Raw genomic sequence first — 15,673 nt, forward strand, 5'->3', positions numbered from 1 at the left:
GGACGGTATGGCATTCGCGACCGAGATCCCCGACGACGGCGTTCCAGTCGACCCCACCGTCATGTCCTATTCGGAGTTCCGACCGATCGGGGATGTCGAGCGCAGTGACGCCCGGTTCGAGGTGGTCAGTGAGTTCACCCCGTCCGGAGACCAGCCCACGGCAATCGCCGAACTGAGCGAGCGGCTGGGGAGGGGCGAACGGGACGTCGTGTTGCTGGGCGCCACCGGTACGGGCAAGTCGGCCACCACGGCCTGGCTCATCGAGAAGGTGCAGCGACCGACCCTGGTCATGGCTCCCAACAAGACGCTCGCCGCGCAGCTCGCCAACGAGCTGCGCGAGATGCTCCCCAACAACGCGGTCGAGTACTTCGTGTCGTACTACGACTACTACCAACCCGAGGCGTACATTGCGCAGACGGACACCTTTATCGAGAAGGATTCCTCGATCAACGACGACGTGGAGCGGCTCCGGCATTCCGCCACCTCCTCGCTGCTATCGCGCCGCGACGTCGTCGTCGTCAGTTCCGTCTCGTGCATCTACGGCCTCGGTACCCCGCAGTCCTACCTCGACCGCTCGGTCTCCCTGGCCGTGGGCCAGGAGGTCGACCGCGACCAGTTGCTCCGGCTGCTCGTGGACGTGCAGTACGAACGCAACGACGTGTCCATGACCCGGGGCACGTTCCGCGCCAAGGGGGACACGGTCGACATCATCCCCACCTACGAGGAGCTGGCCGTCCGCATCGAGTTCTTCGGCGACGAGGTGGACGCGCTGTACTACATCCACCCGCTCACCGGGGACGTGGTGCGCAAGGTCGACGAGGTGCGCATCTTCCCGGCCACCCACTACGTCGCCGGTCCGGAGCGAATGGCCAAGGCGATCGCCTCCATCGAGGAGGAACTGGAGGTGCGGCTGGCGGAACTGGAGAACCAGGGCAAGCTCCTCGAGGCCCAGCGACTGCGCATGCGTACGAGCTACGACATCGAGATGATGCAGCAGGTCGGGTTCTGCTCGGGTATCGAGAACTACTCGCGGCATATCGACGGGCGTGAGGCGGGGAGCGCACCGGCGACCCTCATCGACTACTTCCCCGAGGACTTCCTCACCGTCATCGACGAATCACACGTGACGGTCCCGCAGATCGGCGCCATGTACGAGGGTGACGCCTCGCGTAAGCGCAACCTCGTGGAGTTCGGCTTCCGGCTCCCGTCCGCGCTGGACAACCGCCCACTGACCTGGGAGGAGTTCTCCGAACGGGTCGGCCAGACCGTGTACCTGTCCGCGACGCCGGGCAACTACGAGATGGGGATGACCGGCGGCGAGTTCGTCGAGCAGGTCATCCGCCCGACCGGACTCGTCGACCCGAAGATCGTCGTCAAGCCCACGAAGGGACAGATCGACGACCTGCTCGGAGAGATCCGGTCGCGGGCCGACCGCGACGAGCGGGTGCTTGTCACCACGTTGACCAAGAAGATGGCCGAGGACCTCACCGACTACCTCCTCGAGTTCGGGGTCCGGGTGAGGTACCTGCACTCGGAGATCGACACCCTGCAGCGCGTCGAGCTGCTGCGCGACCTTCGCCGCGGCGAGTACGACGTCCTGGTGGGGATCAACCTGCTCCGCGAGGGGCTCGACCTCCCCGAGGTCTCGCTCGTGGCGATCCTCGACGCCGACAAGGAGGGGTTTCTGCGGTCGGGCACCTCGCTCATCCAGACGATTGGTCGTGCGGCGCGCAACGTCTCCGGTGAGGTCCACATGTACGCGGACCGGATCACGGACTCGATGCAGCACGCGATGGACGAGACGGAACGGCGTCGCGAGAAGCAGATCGCCTACAACACCGAGCACGGGATCGACCCGCAACCGTTGCGCAAGAAGATCGCCGACATCCTCGACCGGGTGGGGGAGGAGAGCACCTCCGGAGAGGGCACGGTGGATCGCCCCGAGCTCGTCGGTGCACGCGCGGTCGGCGGCGCGGCGCGTCCGCGGCAGGAACTCGAGAAACTCATCGAGGAGATGACCGAACAGATGGTTTCTGCGGCTACCGATCTACGCTTTGAGCTGGCAGGACGCCTACGCGACGAGATCGCCGAGCTACGCAAGGAGCTCAAGGGGATGCGTGAGGCGGGCATCGACTGACCGGGCACCTGTGATGTGACACTCTTACTCCCTACGGGACAGGCGTCCGAGGTCTACGCTGGGTAAAACGTGTTCCCGAGGAGAGGACAGTAAATGAGCGCCTACACCAAGGTGGTCGTGGGGACGGACGGGTCGGAGTCGTCGTATCGCGCGGTGGAACGTGCCGCCGTGCTGGCAGCTGATGCGTCCGCGACACTGGTGGTGGCCTGCGCCTACGTTCCGGCCGATCCGCGGTCGGTCAACCAGGCCGCGGACCAGTTGGGGGCTGACGCCTACCAGATTCGTGGTGACAATCCGGCCGAGGAGATCGTCCGCGGAGCCAAGGAGCGTGCCACCGCCGCCGGTGCCACCAGCATCGAGGTCCGCACCGTCAAGGGGGCACCGGTGGAGTCCCTGGTCGCGCTCGCCGACGAGGTCGGAGCCGACCTTCTCGTGGTGGGTAACAAGGGTCTCAACTCGCTCACCGGTCGACTGCTCGGCTCAGTTCCCTCTGACGCCGCGCGACGGGCGACCTGCGATGTCCTGATCGTCCACACCACCTGAGGTCCCGCGGCAGCACCCGCGCCACCGTCCGGTGACCCGCACCAGGGCAGGCCCCACGTGCCACGGGGCCTGCCCTGATCGCGTCGAGGGGTCAGTCGCAGAGATGCGAGCGGCTGGCCTCGACGATCGCCAGGCCGACACGATTGGTGTCGTGGTCGTCGCTCTGCGCAGCGATCGCACTGCTCAGCGGACGGATATGGTCCAGGATGGTGTCCGTGGTGGCGCCGTCGGCGATGGAGTCGCAGATGCCTATTCCCACCTCGATTGTGGTCTCGGCGCTCATCCCCGTCGGCAGGCCGAACCCGGTGAGTTCGTCGAGGAACTGCCGTTCACTGTCGGTTCGTTGCTCCGGTTCCGGTTGCGGGGCGGGGGTCTCAGCAGCCGAACTCGACGACGCGGGTTCGTGCGTCGCGGCCTCGGGCGCCGGGTCCTCTGCCTGTGCGCAGGCCGCGACCGAGAACACGAGGGCCAGCAGCACCGGCGTCACCAGAGCCCGCTCCGACACCAAGGTCATGCAGTGAGTTCCTTCCTACTGTCCGCGAGCGTGTCGCGGATCCCCGCGAGGAGGGGACCGAATTCCGTGGTTTGGACCAGGATGAGTTCCTGGGTCGCCCGGGTCGTTCCCACGTAGAGGTCCTGCAGCCCCTGAGGGGATCGTGCCAGCACCTGCTCGGGATCTACCAACACCACCACATCGAACTCGAGTCCCTTCGCCAACGACAGCGGCAGGACGGTCGTTCCGGGACGGGCGTTCTCGACGGCCTCGCGGAGAGCAGGATATCCAGTCGTGGCCTCGAGGGCGTGGTCATTGTCCGGAACCAGGACGGCGATGGCGCGATCCGGTTCCACGTCGGTGATCCGGTCGGACACCAGCGAGGGCAGCGAGTCGGGGTCGACCTCGACCCACTCGACCGGACGTCTCCCCACGCGGACGGGGCGGGGAGGGACGGCCGCGGGATCGATCTCGGCCAGTAGTGCCCCGGCCACCTCAGAGATGGTCGCCGGAGTGCGGTAGTTGACGGACAGTTCGCAGAGCACCCACCGATCGTCTACATACTGGGACAACGCGTCCTCCCACGTGTCGAGTCCGGCAGGGCTGGACGTCTGTGCGATGTCGCCCACCAGGGTCATCCACCGGTTCGGTGAGCGACGCATGAGCACACGCCACGCCATGGTCGACAACTCCTGGGCCTCGTCGACGATCACGTGCCCGAACGCCCACGTGCGGTCCGCTCCGGCCCGGTCGGCGACGGTGAGATCGGAATCCTCGCTGTGACGTCGCGCCAGTGATTCCGCATCCACCACGTCATAGGCCATGAGCACCTCGGGGTCGAGATCGTCCTCGATGTCCTGCACCGCGGAACCGGTGAGGATCTCCAGTGCTTCTTCAGCCTGGCGGACCTGCTCGGCCCACGCACGGTCGGCCTCGCTGCCGTCCGCTGCGGGATCCTCGCCGAGGAGCTCCGCGAGTTCGTCCAACAGCGGTACGTCGGCGACGGTGAACGCGTACCCGTCTTCCCGGAACAGCGCGGCCTGGTCCTCGGCCACATAGTCCCCGGCGGCCTCGGCTATCCGTTCCCTGCTCGACAACAGCTCGGCCAGGAGCCGCTCGGGCCGGAGCACCGGCCACCAGGCGTCGATCGCGTCGAGGACCTCGTGAGAACCCTCGACCTCGGCACGGAGGGCTGCGCGGTCACCGGTATCGAGCAGCGGACGATCGGGGTCTCCCAGGTCGCCCAGTCCGTCCCCCTGCGGGGCCCACGCCGCGTCCTCGGCGTGACCGACCGGATCGGTGAGCGCGGAGACGTACTGGTCCGTGAGGGCGTCGACGACACGTGTCGCGAACGCCTCGCGCGCCAGGTTGTGCGGGCGCCTCGTCATGCGTGCCCGGCCCCGGGCCGACCTGATCGCCGCCGGCTGGAGGACCAGGTCGTGACCTTCGACGTGGATCAGGACCTCCTCGTCGGGAGCGAGCTGCCGGGCGCGGACCGCGGCCTTGAGGATGTCCACCATTGCGCCCGACCCCTTGACCTCCTCGCCCCGGAGGGTCTCCACACCGGACGCCCTGACGCCGGGATAGAGATCCCCGAGCGTCCGGAGCACGACCCCGGACTCGCCCAACGACGGGAGCACGCGGGCGATGTAGTCGAGGAATCGGGCGTTGGGCCCCACGATGAGCACGCCGCTGCGGTCCAGTCGCTGCCGATGCGTGTAGAGGAGGTAGGCAGCCCGGTGGAGAGCCACCGCCGTCTTGCCGGTCCCCGGACCACCCTGGACCACCATCACACCCGTGTGCGGGTTACGGATGATCTCGTCCTGCTCGCGCTGGATGGTGGCGACGATGTCCGTCATATGCCCGGACCGTGCGGTGTCCAGGGCCTCGAGCAGAGCGGATTCGCCCACCACGTCGTCGTGGTCCTGGGGGAGTTCGCCGTCCGCGGGAGCGGTGAGGAACTCGTCGTGGACGCCGATCACCCGACGCCCGATCGTGCGCAGGTGCCGCCTCCGGTGTGCACCTTCCGGCCGGGCGGTGGTGGCGAGGTAGAACGGTCGGCTGTGGTCTGCCCGCCAGTCCAGTAGCAGGGTGGTGAGCTCGTCGTCGTCATCCCTCAGGCCCACTCGGCCGATCCGACGGATCTCCCCGTCCTCCATGTCCAGGCGCCCGAAGTACAGTCCCAGGTTCGCGGCGTTGTACGCCGCCAGTTCCGCGTTGTAGAGGCGCGCGAACGACTCGCGCTCCGAGCGGGCCTGGGGGGTCCCACCGGCGCCCCGGAGCACGGCGTCGAGGCGGGCGCGCGTGTCGGTGCGTAGTTCCTCGACCCGGTCAAGGAGACGGCCGAGGTGTTCTTGCTCCTCGGCGAGGGGATCGTGTCCAGTCAAGGCACTCCTTCGCTGGATGGACGGCTCTGGGCAGGAAATCCAGGCTACCGGGAAATGGCGAGCGCCCTACGACGCCGACGACCCCGCCCGGTGGGGCGGGGTCGTCGGCTGGTCCGGGTCATCCCCGGTCAGGTCGTCACTGTCGTCAGGGCCGGATGGCCTCGGCGGCCTTCGCGCGGAGCTGATCGGACTTCTTCTTGGCATCGGCACCGGACCTGCGCGCACGCTTCTCGGCCTTGAGACCCCGCTCGGCGGCGGCCACGCGGGCATCGTCGGCGGCCTTGCGGACAGCCTCGATGTCGAGACCCTGGGCGCGCTCGGCCACGGAGCCCGCTACGGCACCGGCACGGTCACGGGCCTGCGTCGCGAGCGGGCCGGCCTCCTCCGCGGCCAGATGAGCGGCGGCCGTGGCACGCTCACGCGCTTCGGCGGCGTACGGGGCGGCCTGCTCACGCGCCTCGGCGACGCGGGAGCGCACCTGGTCGGCGATCACCGGAGCCTTGGCCATGACCAGTCCGGCGATGCCGGACGCCTGCTGACGCACCTCGCCGGCGACACCGCTCGCGCGGTCCCGGACCTGCTCGGCCACCTCGGGCGCCCGATCGCGGACGGTGTCGGCCACCTCGGGTGCCTTCTCACGAACGGTCTCCGCCGCATCGCGTGCCTGACCGGCCACGGTCTGCGCGACACCGGCGACCGCGGCACCTGCGCCAGCCGCCTCGGCTTTCGCGCCGGGCAGCTTCGCGGAGACCTTGTCGCCGGTTTTGCGGGCACGCCACATCAGGCCGGGCTGGCCCGCGGTGTCCATGGAGGCGAGCATCAGTGCGCCGAGGAGCGACACGTCAGTGGCCAGGCCTGTGGTCTTGCGGCTGCGGGCAGCCGGATCCGATTCCGTCCAGAATGCGTGCCGACTGACCGTCGACGGCAGGTGCGAGGCGGTCAGGGCCAGCGCGGACAGCCGCGGGGCCTTGCCCATCGCGAACAGGACGCCCGCACCGATCTTCACCCCGGCGAGCGCCTTGACGAGTGTCTCCGGGTCCTTGGTCACCGGCGGCACGGTCGCGGACACCCGCTCGTTCACGGCCTGCTCGCCCTTCTCGACCAACGGTGCGGCCTTGTCGACCAACGGCGCTGCTTCGGTGACATGGGGCTGGGGATTGCGCAACGTCTCGACGCCATCGATCACGAAAACCGTGGCGAGCATGGGTCGTGCAAGTCGTCGGATCATCGTTCCTCCTGAATGAGTGGGAGTGCGTGGTCGAACTTAACCCGAACCGGTGTCCAGCGCTTCCGATCGCCGCATACCGCTTCCGCGTGAGCCAGGTCATCCGACTGCTGTGCTGGGGAGATGGTGAACCGAGTGAACTTCCTTACGATTCGCTCATCGAGGTGGGGTGCCTCTGGCGCTGGCGCTCGGGGGTGGCTTCTCACCAACCCCGCTCGCGCCAGGCGTCCAACTGGGGCCGTTCGGTGCCCACGGTGGTGTCGTCACCGTGACCCGGATGGACCACCACCTCGTCACCGAGGACGTCGAACACCCGGCTCTCGAGGTCGTCCATCAACCGGGTGAAGTCTTCCGGGGAACCGGTCTTGCCCGGTCCGCCCGGGAACAGTGAATCGCCGGAGAAGAGATGGCTGCCCTCGTCAGTGCTGAGCAGCAGTGCGATTCCGTCGGGGGTGTGACCGCGGAGCCCGATCACCTCGAGACGGAGATCTCCGACGGCCAGTACGTCTCCGTGGGACACATGACGATCGGTCGGGACATCGATCGATCCCGCGTCGCCGGGGGAGGCGATCGTCTGGAGAGCGAGTTCCCGGACCGTCTCCGCGAGCCCGATCCAATGATCTGCGTGCAGGTGTGTGGTGAGCACCTCCTTGAGCGCCGGTGCGTTCTCGCGGAGGTAGGCCACCAGTTGCGGCGCGTCGTTGGCGGCGTCGATGAGGAGGACGTCGCCGGTCGCCAGGGATTCGACGAGGTAGACGTTGTTGTCCATCTGTCCGACCGAGATCTTGGTCAGCCGTGCCGGGCCGACTGTCCAGCGCTCGCCGGTGAGTTGCCCGCCGAGGCGTCCCGTATACCCCTCGGTGATGGTGATGCGGTCGGGAAGATCAGTGGCTGCGTTCGACATAGGTGCAGGCTACCGACCCCGCGCGAGGTGAGTGGGCGGAAGCGTGTCGTAAGACGTTGGTACCTTCGTGTGCGGGAACGGCGGCCATGCGGCACATATGACGATGTGGCGACCTCCCCCCCTCGGAAGGAGAACCCATGGTGGACCGGCTGGTCGTCCGCGGCGCACGGGAACACAACCTCAAGGGTGTGGACATCGACATCCCTCGTGACTCGCTGGTCGTGTTCACGGGATTGTCCGGTTCGGGCAAGTCGTCCCTGGCGTTCGACACGATCTTCGCGGAAGGGCAACGACGGTACGTCGAATCGCTGTCCTCTTACGCCCGGATGTTCCTCGGGCAGATGGACAAACCCGATGTCGACTTCATCGAAGGGCTCTCGCCGGCGGTGTCCATCGACCAGAAGTCTACGAACCGCAATCCCCGGTCGACGGTGGGCACAATCACCGAGGTCTATGACTATCTCCGACTGCTTTACGCCCGGGCCGGTGTTCCTCATTGCCCGACCTGTGGTGAGGTCGTCTCGCGTCAGACCCCGCAGCAGATCGTCGACCAGATCCTGGCGGGGGAGGAGGGCGTGCGCTTCCAGGTGCTCGCCCCGGTGGTGCGTACCAGAAAAGGTGAGTTCGTCGACCTCTTCGCCCAGCTCGCAGCGGACGGGTACAGCCGAGTCCGGGTGGACGGAGAGCTGTACACGCTCACCGAGCCGCCCACGCTGAAGAAGCAGGAGAAGCATGACATCGAGGTGGTGGTGGACCGCCTCGCGGCGAAGCCCACGGCCCGTCAGCGCCTCACCGACTCCGTCGAGACCGCACTCGGCCTCGCCGACGGAGTGATCGTCATCGACTACGTGGATGTCGACGAGACGGATCCGGGGCGTCGACGGCGCTTCTCCGAACACATGGCGTGCCCCAACGGTCACCCCATCGCGCTGGACGACATGGAACCCCGTGCATTCTCGTTCAACTCCCCGTACGGCGCCTGCCCGGTCTGTGACGGTCTCGGTTCGCATCTCGAGGTGGACCCGGACCTCGTCGTGCCGGATCCGGCGGTGTCTCTCGCGGACGGCGCGATCGCCCCTTGGGCGGGTGGTCAGAGCGCGGACTACTTCCAGCAGCTCCTCCGCGGCCTCGCAGAGGACATGGGCTTCGATCTGCGGACACCCTGGCGGGATCTGCCGGCGAAGGTGCGCAAGGCTGTGCTCGGGGGCGCGTCGACCAAGGTTCGCGTGCGGTACAAGAACCGGTACGGGCGGGTCCGCACCTACGACGCGAAGTTCGAGGGCGTCATGTCCTTCCTCAAGCGCCGACTGGAGCAGACCGAGTCCGAGTCCCAGAAGGAGCGGTATCAGGGCTACATGCGGGAGGTTCCCTGCCCTGCATGCGACGGCACCCGCCTCAAGCCCGAGATCCTGGCGGTCACCCTGAGCGGCCCGGGCGGGCAGGACCGGTCGATCGCCGACATCAGCCGGATGTCGGTCGCCGATTGCGCAGCCTTCCTGGACGGGCTCGAGCTGAACTCCCGGCAGGCGATGATCGCCGGGCGTGTTCTGAAAGAGATCCAGGCACGAATGGGCTTCCTGCTCGATGTCGGACTGGACTATCTGTCGCTTGACCGTGTGGCCGGCAGCCTGTCGGGTGGAGAGGCGCAGCGGATCAGGCTCGCCACACAGATCGGGTCCGGACTCGCGGGAGTGCTCTACGTCCTGGACGAGCCCTCGATCGGCCTCCACCAGCGGGACAATCGGCGCCTCATCGACACCCTCGTCCGATTGCGGAACCTAGGCAACACACTCCTCGTGGTGGAACATGACGAGGACACGATCAGGGCCGCGGACTGGATCGTCGATATCGGCCCACTGGCCGGTGAACACGGTGGCCGGGTAGTTCATTCGGGTGACTACGAGGGACTGCTCGCCAACAACGAGTCCCTCACCGGTGACTATCTCGCCGGCCGCCGCGAGATCGCCGTACCCAGCTCCCGCCGACCCACAGATCCCGACAAGCAACTGCGCGTCCGGGGTGCACGGGAGAACAATCTCAAGAACGTCGACGTGGTGTTCCCCGGTGGCGTGCTCTGCGCCGTCACGGGTGTGTCGGGTTCCGGGAAGTCGACGCTCGTCAACGACATCCTCGCCACGGCGTTGGCCAACCAACTCAACCGTGCCCGGCAGGTGCCGGGTCGACACTCCGGTATCGATGGAGTGGAGGCGTTCGACAAGCTGGTCCAGGTCGACCAGTCACCGATCGGCCGCACCCCGCGGTCCAATCCCGCCACGTATACCGGGGTGTTCGACAAGATTCGTACCCTGTTCGCGGCGACGTCGGAAGCCAAGGTCCGGGGTTACAAGCAGGGCCGGTTCTCGTTCAACGTCAAGGGCGGCCGCTGCGAGGCATGCCAGGGCGACGGCACTCTCAAGATCGAGATGAACTTCCTGCCGGACGTCTATGTGCCATGTGAGGTCTGCCACGGTGCCCGGTACAACCGAGAGACCCTCGAGGTGCACTACAAGGGCAAGACCATCGCCGAGGTCCTGGACATGCCGATCGAGGAGGCGTGCGAGTTCTTCGAGCCGATAACCTCGATCCACCGCTACCTCAAGACGCTGACACAGGTCGGCCTGGGCTATGTCCGTCTCGGCCAGTCCGCGCCGACGCTCTCCGGTGGCGAGGCGCAGCGCGTCAAATTGGCCGCCGAGTTGCAGAAGCGGTCCAGCGGTCGAACGGTCTACATCCTCGATGAGCCCACCACGGGGCTGCACTTCGAGGACATCACCAAACTGCTCCTCGTCATCCAGGGACTGGTCGACAAGGGCAACACCGTGATCGTCATCGAGCACAATCTCGACGTGATCAAGAGCGCCGACTGGGTCATCGACATGGGGCCGGAAGGCGGAGCCGGTGGCGGGACCGTGGTCGCCGAGGGAACCCCGGAAGACGTGGCGCTGGTCAACGAGAGCCACACCGGACGCTTCCTAGCGGAGGTGCTTCCCGCCGCATCTCGCACAGAATCCGACGCGGCGGCAATGAAGCCGGCCACGAAGTCTGCGGCCAGGAAAACACCTGCGAAGAAGTCACCCGGCCCCAAGGCTGCCGCTACGAAGAAAGCCGCGACGACGAAGACAGCCGCGACCAAGACCGCGGCGCAGAAGACCGCCGCCAAGGCAGCGCGAAAGGCACGAGGACTGCGCTGACCGCGTGAGGCCACAACACAGCGTCAGCCCGGGTCATCTCGACCCGGGCTGACGTGGTGTCTGGCCGGCTATCGCGGCGCGAGGCACCCCGATGTGGGTGCCGGGAGGTCCGATCAGTACACCGGGCCGGTGTACTTCTCTCCCGGACCCTGGCCGGGCTCATCGGGGAAGGCACTCGCTTCACGGAAGGCGCGCTGCAGACCCTGCAATCCGTCGCGCACGACCGAGGCCTGCGGTCCGAGGTACTCGGAGGAGGCCACAACGAGGCCGGCCAGAGCGGTGATCAACTTGCGGGCCTCGTCGAGATCCAGGTGCGAACTGGACGACGGATCGTCTTCGGACAGGCCGAGCTTCTCCGCGCCCGCGCTCATGAGCACGACGATCGACCGGAAGATGACCTCCTGGGCCGAGACGTCGGCCAGGTCGACCACATCGACCTCGCGGGCATCGACATGATCTTCGAGGAGATTCTCGCGCCCCTGTTCGGCGGCTGCAGGCTGGTCGCTGGTCATGGCTACACTGTTCCACGTACCACGCGTACCCGGTGGAGCGGGCACCAGTTTGGGGGTCCCCGTTCAGCCTGGTACGCTGAACTCCGACTGTGGGAATCCGTCACCCGACAGATTCCACCGTCCAAGAGGAGCCCGATCTCCCACCATCCGACGCCGCTGGGTAGTTTGATGGTCAGCATCCCCGCCCAGGGGCCTGTGTTGTCGAAACACGGGTGTAGTAGGTGGTGGATGCGGAGTGAGTGGCCCCAGGCATCCGTGCCATGGGGCTTTCTCGGTTTTCCCCGACCTGTGTCGGGATGACCTCGGGGTCCGCGAGGACGGATGAGTGACCACGATCGTGGTTGTGAACGCACGCGCACCGTACTACCGAGGAGGGCCCATCAGCTCCGAAGCACGTATCAACGAACGAATCCGCGTCCCCGAAGTCCGACTCGTCGGCCCGGGTGGCGAGCAGGTGGGGATCGTTCGCGTCGAGGATGCACTTCGTCTGGCCCTCGAGGCCGATCTGGACCTCGTCGAGGTCGCGCCCAACGCCCGTCCGCCGGTCTGCAAGATCATGGACTACGGCAAGTTCAAGTACGAAGCCGCGCAGAAGGAGCGCGAGGCTCGGAAGAACCAGCAGCAGACGGTCGTCAAGGAGCAGAAGCTCCGTCCGAAGATCGACACCCATGACTACGAGACCAAGAAGGGGAACGTCGTCCGTTTCCTGGAGAAGGGCTCCAAGGTCAAGGTGACGATCATGTTCCGCGGTCGTGAGCAGTCCCGACCCGAGCTCGGATTCCGCCTGCTCCAGCGGCTCGCGGACGACATCACCGACTACGGATACGTCGAGACCAGCGCCAAGCAGGACGGACGCAACATGACGATGGTCGTTGCCCCGCACCGTGGTGCCAAGACCCGCGCCAAGGCGCAGGAATCCAAGGTCACCGACCCCGCTTCGGAGTAGTCCGCAGGCACTCCACGCCGACCAGACCACGGACGTCAGACGTCCGCACCCCGTTACCCCACCGGGTCCCGGGACGAACCATGTGAGGAAGACCGATCATGCCGAAGATGAAGACCCACAAGGGCACCGCGAAGCGTTTCCGGACCACCGGATCCGGCAAGCTGGTCCGCCAGCAGGCCAACCGTCGCCACATCATGGAGAAGAAGCCCACCAAGCGCACCCGTCGCCTGGACGGACGCACCGACGTCGCGCCGGCCGATGTGCCCCGCGTGAAGCGTCTCCTCGGGCTCTGAGCCCCTCCACCTGACACGTAGAACTTTCGGTCGCCTCGAGGTGACCACCCCAGACCAGTAAGGATTTTCCAGTGGCACGCGTGAAGAGGGCAGTCAACGCCCAGAAGAAGCGTCGGACCGTACTTGATTCGGCCAAGGGCTACCGGGGCCAGCGGTCGCGGCTGTACCGCAAGGCCAAGGAGCAGATGCTCCACTCGATGACCTACAGCTACCGCGATCGTCGCCAGCGCAAGGGCGACTTCCGCAAGCTGTGGATCTCGCGCATCAACGCTGCGGCCCGCGCCAACGACATGACGTACAACCGCTTCATCCAGGGCCTGCGGCTCGCCGAGGTCGAGGTCGACCGCAAGGTGCTCGCCGACCTGGCCGTCTCCGACCCGGCCGCCTTCACGGCGCTCGTCGAGGTCGCGCGTAAGGCCCTGCCGGCCGACGTCAACGCCCCGGCGGCCTGACGTTCGCGAATTGACGCACACCACCCGGCCCGGGGAGGGCACAGGACGACCCGTGGATCCGTTCACCGAACGGACTCCGCGGGTCGTTTCCGCGTCGAAGCTCCACCGCGCCGCGGCGCGGCGAAAGTCCGGGCGGTTCCTCGCCGAGGGCGCCAACTCCGTCGAGGCGGCCCTGACCACGGGTCGGACGGTGGAGGTGTTCTGCGAGGACGGCGCCGCCGACCGCTTCTCCGCTCTGGTCGAGCTGGCCAGTAGCTCTGGCGTACCCGTCTCTCCGGTCACCCCGCGTGCGCTCCGCTCGTTGTCGGACACGGTGACGCCAGCGGGGATCGTCGCGGTCTGCCGTCAGGTGGTCCTCGGTCCCGACGCCGTCGAGGCGTCCGGAAGCGAAACCGACGGTGGAGACCGCGGCGGTGGCGAGGGCGTCGGTGGTGTGACGCCGCCGCGGCTGGTGGCCATCGGCCAGGCGGTGTCCGAACCCGGCAACGTGGGAACCCTGATCCGTGTCTCTGACGCGTTGGGTGCGGACGCGGTGTGGTTCACGGAAGGGGCGGCCGACCCGGAGAACAGCAAGGCGGTCCGCGCCTCCGCCGGGAGTCTCTTCCACGTGCCGGTGGTGCGCGGCGTCGCCGAGGTGGATCTCGTCTCGCGTGCCCGAGCCGCAGGGCTGCAGGTGGCGGTGGCGACCGCGGACGGCGAGGTGGACGTGGAGCACGCCGACGAGCTGCTCGCGCGTCCGACGGCCTGGGTCTTCGGCAACGAGGCCCACGGAATCCCTGACGATCTCGCCGCGGCCGCTGAACTGCGGGTACGTATCCCGATCCGGGGGAGGGCCGAGAGTCTCAACATCGTCACGGCTGCGTCGATATGCCTGCACACCAGCGTCCGCGTCCAGGGCGCCAGGCCATGAGCGCCACCCTCACAGCACGCGGGGTCGGGGCGATCCGTGGTGCCCGGACCCTGTTCGACGGACTCGACCTCGTCGTCTCCGGCGACGCCGTCTGGGGCCTGACGGGCCCCAACGGTGCGGGGAAGTCCACGCTCCTCCACGCGTTGGCGGGGATCCCCGACGCGGAGATGGCGGGGAGTGTCACCGTCAGTCCGCCGGAGGCGACCGTGGGGCTGCTCCGCCAGGAGGTGGAGTACGACGACGACGAGGACGTGCGCTCCCTCCTGCGCCGCGTCACCGGGGTGGCCGCTGCGCAGTCCCGGATGGATGCGCTCGCGGAGGAGATGGCGGAGTCGGCCGGAGCCGCTGACGCCTACGGCGACGCGCTCGAGCGGTGGCTCGCGCTCGGCGGTGGCGACCTCGACGAGCGGATCCTGGTGACCGCGGCCCGGCTCGGGTTGGCAGAGTCGGTGCTCGAGCTCCCAGTTGCCGCACTGTCGGGCGGGCAGCGGGCGCGGGTGAATCTCGCCGCGGTGTTGCTCAGCCAGTACGACATCCTGCTGCTGGACGAGCCGACGAATGATCTCGATCTCGAGGGCCTGGACGTCCTCGAGGAGTTCATGCGGACAGAGCGCCGGCCGATGGTCGTGGTCAGTCACGATCGCGAGTTCCTGGCCCGGTGCGTGACGGGAATCGTCGAACTGGACGCGGCGCAGCGACAGATCACGGTCTTCGACGGCGGGTACGAGGCGTACCTGACTGAGAGGGCCCTGGCCCGCCAGCGGGCCCGTGAGGCGTACGAGGAGTACGCCGGCCGGGTCGATCAGCTGAAGGACCGCATCCAGACGCAGAAGACCTGGCTCGACAAGGGTGTGCGCAACACCATGCGCAAGTCCGGTGGGAAGGACGCAGAGAAAGATAAGCACATCCGCAACCGTGCAGGTCAGAGGTCGGAGAAACAGGCCGCAAAGATCGCGCAGTCCGAACGCGCGATGGAGCGACTCGAGGTGGTGGAGGAGCCGCGCAAGGAGTGGGAACTCCGGATGGAGATCGCCGCGGCGCCGCGATCGGGCACGGTGGTCTCGGTACTGGACTCCGCCGTCGTCCGCCGGGGCGACTTCGTGTTGGGGCCGGTGTCCCTGCAAATCGATGCGGGGGACCGGGTCCTGGTCGGCGGGGCCAACGGGTCTGGTAAGTCGACTCTGCTCAGCCTGATCCTGGGAGATCGTGAGCCCGACTCCGGGCGGGTCACGCTCGGATCGTCGGTGGAGACAGGCCGCGTGGACCAGGCCCGGGCGATGTTCGCCGGTGGGGGAGAACTGCTCGACGTGTTCTGTGCGGTCGCCGATCCGGACGGTGCCGACCCCACCGAGGTGCGCACGTTGCTGGCGAAGTTCGGGCTCGGCGGAGCACACGTGTCGCGCCGATGCGACTCCCTTTCTCCGGGTGAGCGGACCCGGGCGGCGCTGGCGCTCCTCCAGCACCGAGGCGTCAACCTGCTGGTGCTGGACGAGCCGACCAACCATCTGGACCTGCCCGCGATCGAGCAGCTCGAGAGGGCCGTGGAGGATTTCGCCGGCACCGTCCTGCTGGTGACCCATGATCGCCGGATGCGCGAGACGTTCCGGTCGACCAGGGTCCTGAACGTGGACGCGGGCGCGGTGAGCGAGCAGCGCTGATCAGTCGGAACCGGCGGGCGCT

The 15,673-nt window shown here is 67.5% G+C and carries 13 protein-coding genes; 8 read left to right on the top strand and 5 right to left on the bottom strand.

Annotated features, from left to right (window positions below; genetic code table 11):
• The first annotated feature begins 7 nt into the window (after nt 1–7).
• On the top strand, nt 8–2,137 hold the full coding sequence (gene uvrB / locus OPF83_RS14130; RefSeq protein ID WP_264888175.1) for an excinuclease ABC subunit UvrB: 2,130 nt from the start codon (nt 8–10) through the stop codon (nt 2,135–2,137).
• 93 nt (nt 2,138–2,230) lie between these two features.
• The gene (locus tag OPF83_RS14135) at nt 2,231–2,680 is read left to right on the top strand and encodes a universal stress protein (RefSeq protein WP_264888176.1); all 450 of its coding nucleotides are present in this window, start codon (nt 2,231–2,233) and stop codon (nt 2,678–2,680) included.
• A gap of 91 nt (nt 2,681–2,771) precedes the next feature.
• On the opposite strand, the gene OPF83_RS14140 is transcribed toward OPF83_RS14135, so the two are convergent.
• The 4 genes from OPF83_RS14140 to OPF83_RS14155 form a co-directional block, all read right to left on the bottom strand.
• On the bottom strand, nt 2,772–3,194 hold the full coding sequence (locus OPF83_RS14140; protein ID WP_264888177.1) for a DUF732 domain-containing protein: 423 nt from the start codon (nt 3,192–3,194) through the stop codon (nt 2,772–2,774).
• Entirely contained in the window at nt 3,191–5,560 is a 2,370-nt protein-coding gene (locus OPF83_RS14145; protein ID WP_264888179.1) for an ATP-binding domain-containing protein, read from the bottom strand. The genes OPF83_RS14140 and OPF83_RS14145 overlap by 4 nt, the downstream gene beginning before the upstream one ends.
• Before the next feature lie 145 nt (nt 5,561–5,705).
• Nucleotides 5,706–6,788: a DoxX family protein gene (locus tag OPF83_RS14150; RefSeq protein WP_264888181.1), complete on the bottom strand. Its 1,083-nt coding sequence runs from the start codon at nt 6,786–6,788 to the stop codon at nt 5,706–5,708.
• 199 nt (nt 6,789–6,987) lie between these two features.
• On the bottom strand, nt 6,988–7,689 hold the full coding sequence (locus OPF83_RS14155; protein WP_264888183.1) for an MBL fold metallo-hydrolase: 702 nt from the start codon (nt 7,687–7,689) through the stop codon (nt 6,988–6,990).
• Nucleotides 7,690–7,826: 137 nt separating this feature from the next.
• Between OPF83_RS14155 and uvrA the strand changes: the two genes are divergently transcribed.
• Nucleotides 7,827–10,880, top strand: a complete 3,054-nt coding sequence (uvrA, locus tag OPF83_RS14160) for an excinuclease ABC subunit UvrA (protein WP_264888184.1) — start codon at nt 7,827–7,829, stop codon at nt 10,878–10,880.
• Nucleotides 10,881–10,993: 113 nt separating this feature from the next.
• Here the strand turns inward: uvrA and OPF83_RS14165 are convergent, their stop codons facing one another.
• Nucleotides 10,994–11,392 (bottom strand): DUF1844 domain-containing protein, encoded by a 399-nt coding sequence (locus OPF83_RS14165; protein ID WP_264888185.1) that lies wholly within the window; start codon nt 11,390–11,392, stop codon nt 10,994–10,996.
• 325 nt (nt 11,393–11,717) lie between these two features.
• On the opposite strand from OPF83_RS14165, the gene infC reads away from it, so the two are divergent.
• The 5 genes from infC to OPF83_RS14190 all read left to right on the top strand — a co-directional run bounded on the left by infC (nt 11,718) and on the right by OPF83_RS14190 (nt 15,651).
• Nucleotides 11,718–12,338: a translation initiation factor IF-3 gene (gene infC, locus OPF83_RS14170; RefSeq protein ID WP_264888186.1), complete on the top strand. Its 621-nt coding sequence runs from the start codon at nt 11,718–11,720 to the stop codon at nt 12,336–12,338.
• A 98-nt stretch (nt 12,339–12,436) separates the two neighbouring features.
• Complete coding sequence (rpmI, locus tag OPF83_RS14175) at nt 12,437–12,631, top strand: 50S ribosomal protein L35 (RefSeq protein ID WP_264888188.1); 195 nt, start codon at nt 12,437–12,439, stop codon at nt 12,629–12,631.
• 71 nt (nt 12,632–12,702) lie between these two features.
• Entirely contained in the window at nt 12,703–13,083 is a 381-nt protein-coding gene (rplT, locus tag OPF83_RS14180) for a 50S ribosomal protein L20 (RefSeq protein WP_264888189.1), read from the top strand.
• A 52-nt stretch (nt 13,084–13,135) separates the two neighbouring features.
• Nucleotides 13,136–13,993, top strand: coding sequence for an RNA methyltransferase (locus OPF83_RS14185; RefSeq protein ID WP_264888190.1), 858 nt, complete (start codon nt 13,136–13,138; stop codon nt 13,991–13,993).
• Nucleotides 13,990–15,651 carry an ABC-F family ATP-binding cassette domain-containing protein gene (locus OPF83_RS14190; RefSeq protein ID WP_264888191.1) on the top strand — a complete coding sequence of 554 codons (1,662 nt, stop codon included), beginning with the start codon at nt 13,990–13,992 and terminating at the stop codon, nt 15,649–15,651. Before OPF83_RS14185 ends, OPF83_RS14190 begins: the two co-directional genes overlap by 4 nt.
• Nucleotides 15,652–15,673 lie beyond the last annotated feature (22 nt).

It is taken from the genome of Dietzia sp. NCCP-2495 (genome assembly GCF_026011735.1).
GTDB lineage: Bacteria > Actinomycetota > Actinomycetes > Mycobacteriales > Mycobacteriaceae > Dietzia.

What these genes read in the sequence shown, in the direction of transcription:
- OPF83_RS14190 (WP_264888191.1), top strand. Translation starts at nt 13,990, where the DNA reads ATGAGCGCCACCCTCACAGCACGCGGGGTCGGGGCGATCCGTGGTGCC.
- uvrA (WP_264888184.1), top strand. Translation starts at nt 7,827, where the DNA reads ATGGTGGACCGGCTGGTCGTCCGCGGCGCACGGGAACACAACCTCAAG.
- OPF83_RS14165 (WP_264888185.1), bottom strand. Translation starts at nt 11,392, where the DNA reads ATGACCAGCGACCAGCCTGCAGCCGCCGAACAGGGGCGCGAGAATCTC.
- OPF83_RS14140 (WP_264888177.1), bottom strand. Translation starts at nt 3,194, where the DNA reads ATGACCTTGGTGTCGGAGCGGGCTCTGGTGACGCCGGTGCTGCTGGCC.
- rpmI (WP_264888188.1), top strand. Translation starts at nt 12,437, where the DNA reads ATGCCGAAGATGAAGACCCACAAGGGCACCGCGAAGCGTTTCCGGACC.
- OPF83_RS14135 (WP_264888176.1), top strand. Translation starts at nt 2,231, where the DNA reads ATGAGCGCCTACACCAAGGTGGTCGTGGGGACGGACGGGTCGGAGTCG.
- OPF83_RS14150 (WP_264888181.1), bottom strand. Translation starts at nt 6,788, where the DNA reads ATGATCCGACGACTTGCACGACCCATGCTCGCCACGGTTTTCGTGATC.
- OPF83_RS14155 (WP_264888183.1), bottom strand. Translation starts at nt 7,689, where the DNA reads ATGTCGAACGCAGCCACTGATCTTCCCGACCGCATCACCATCACCGAG.
- uvrB (WP_264888175.1), top strand. Translation starts at nt 8, where the DNA reads ATGGCATTCGCGACCGAGATCCCCGACGACGGCGTTCCAGTCGACCCC.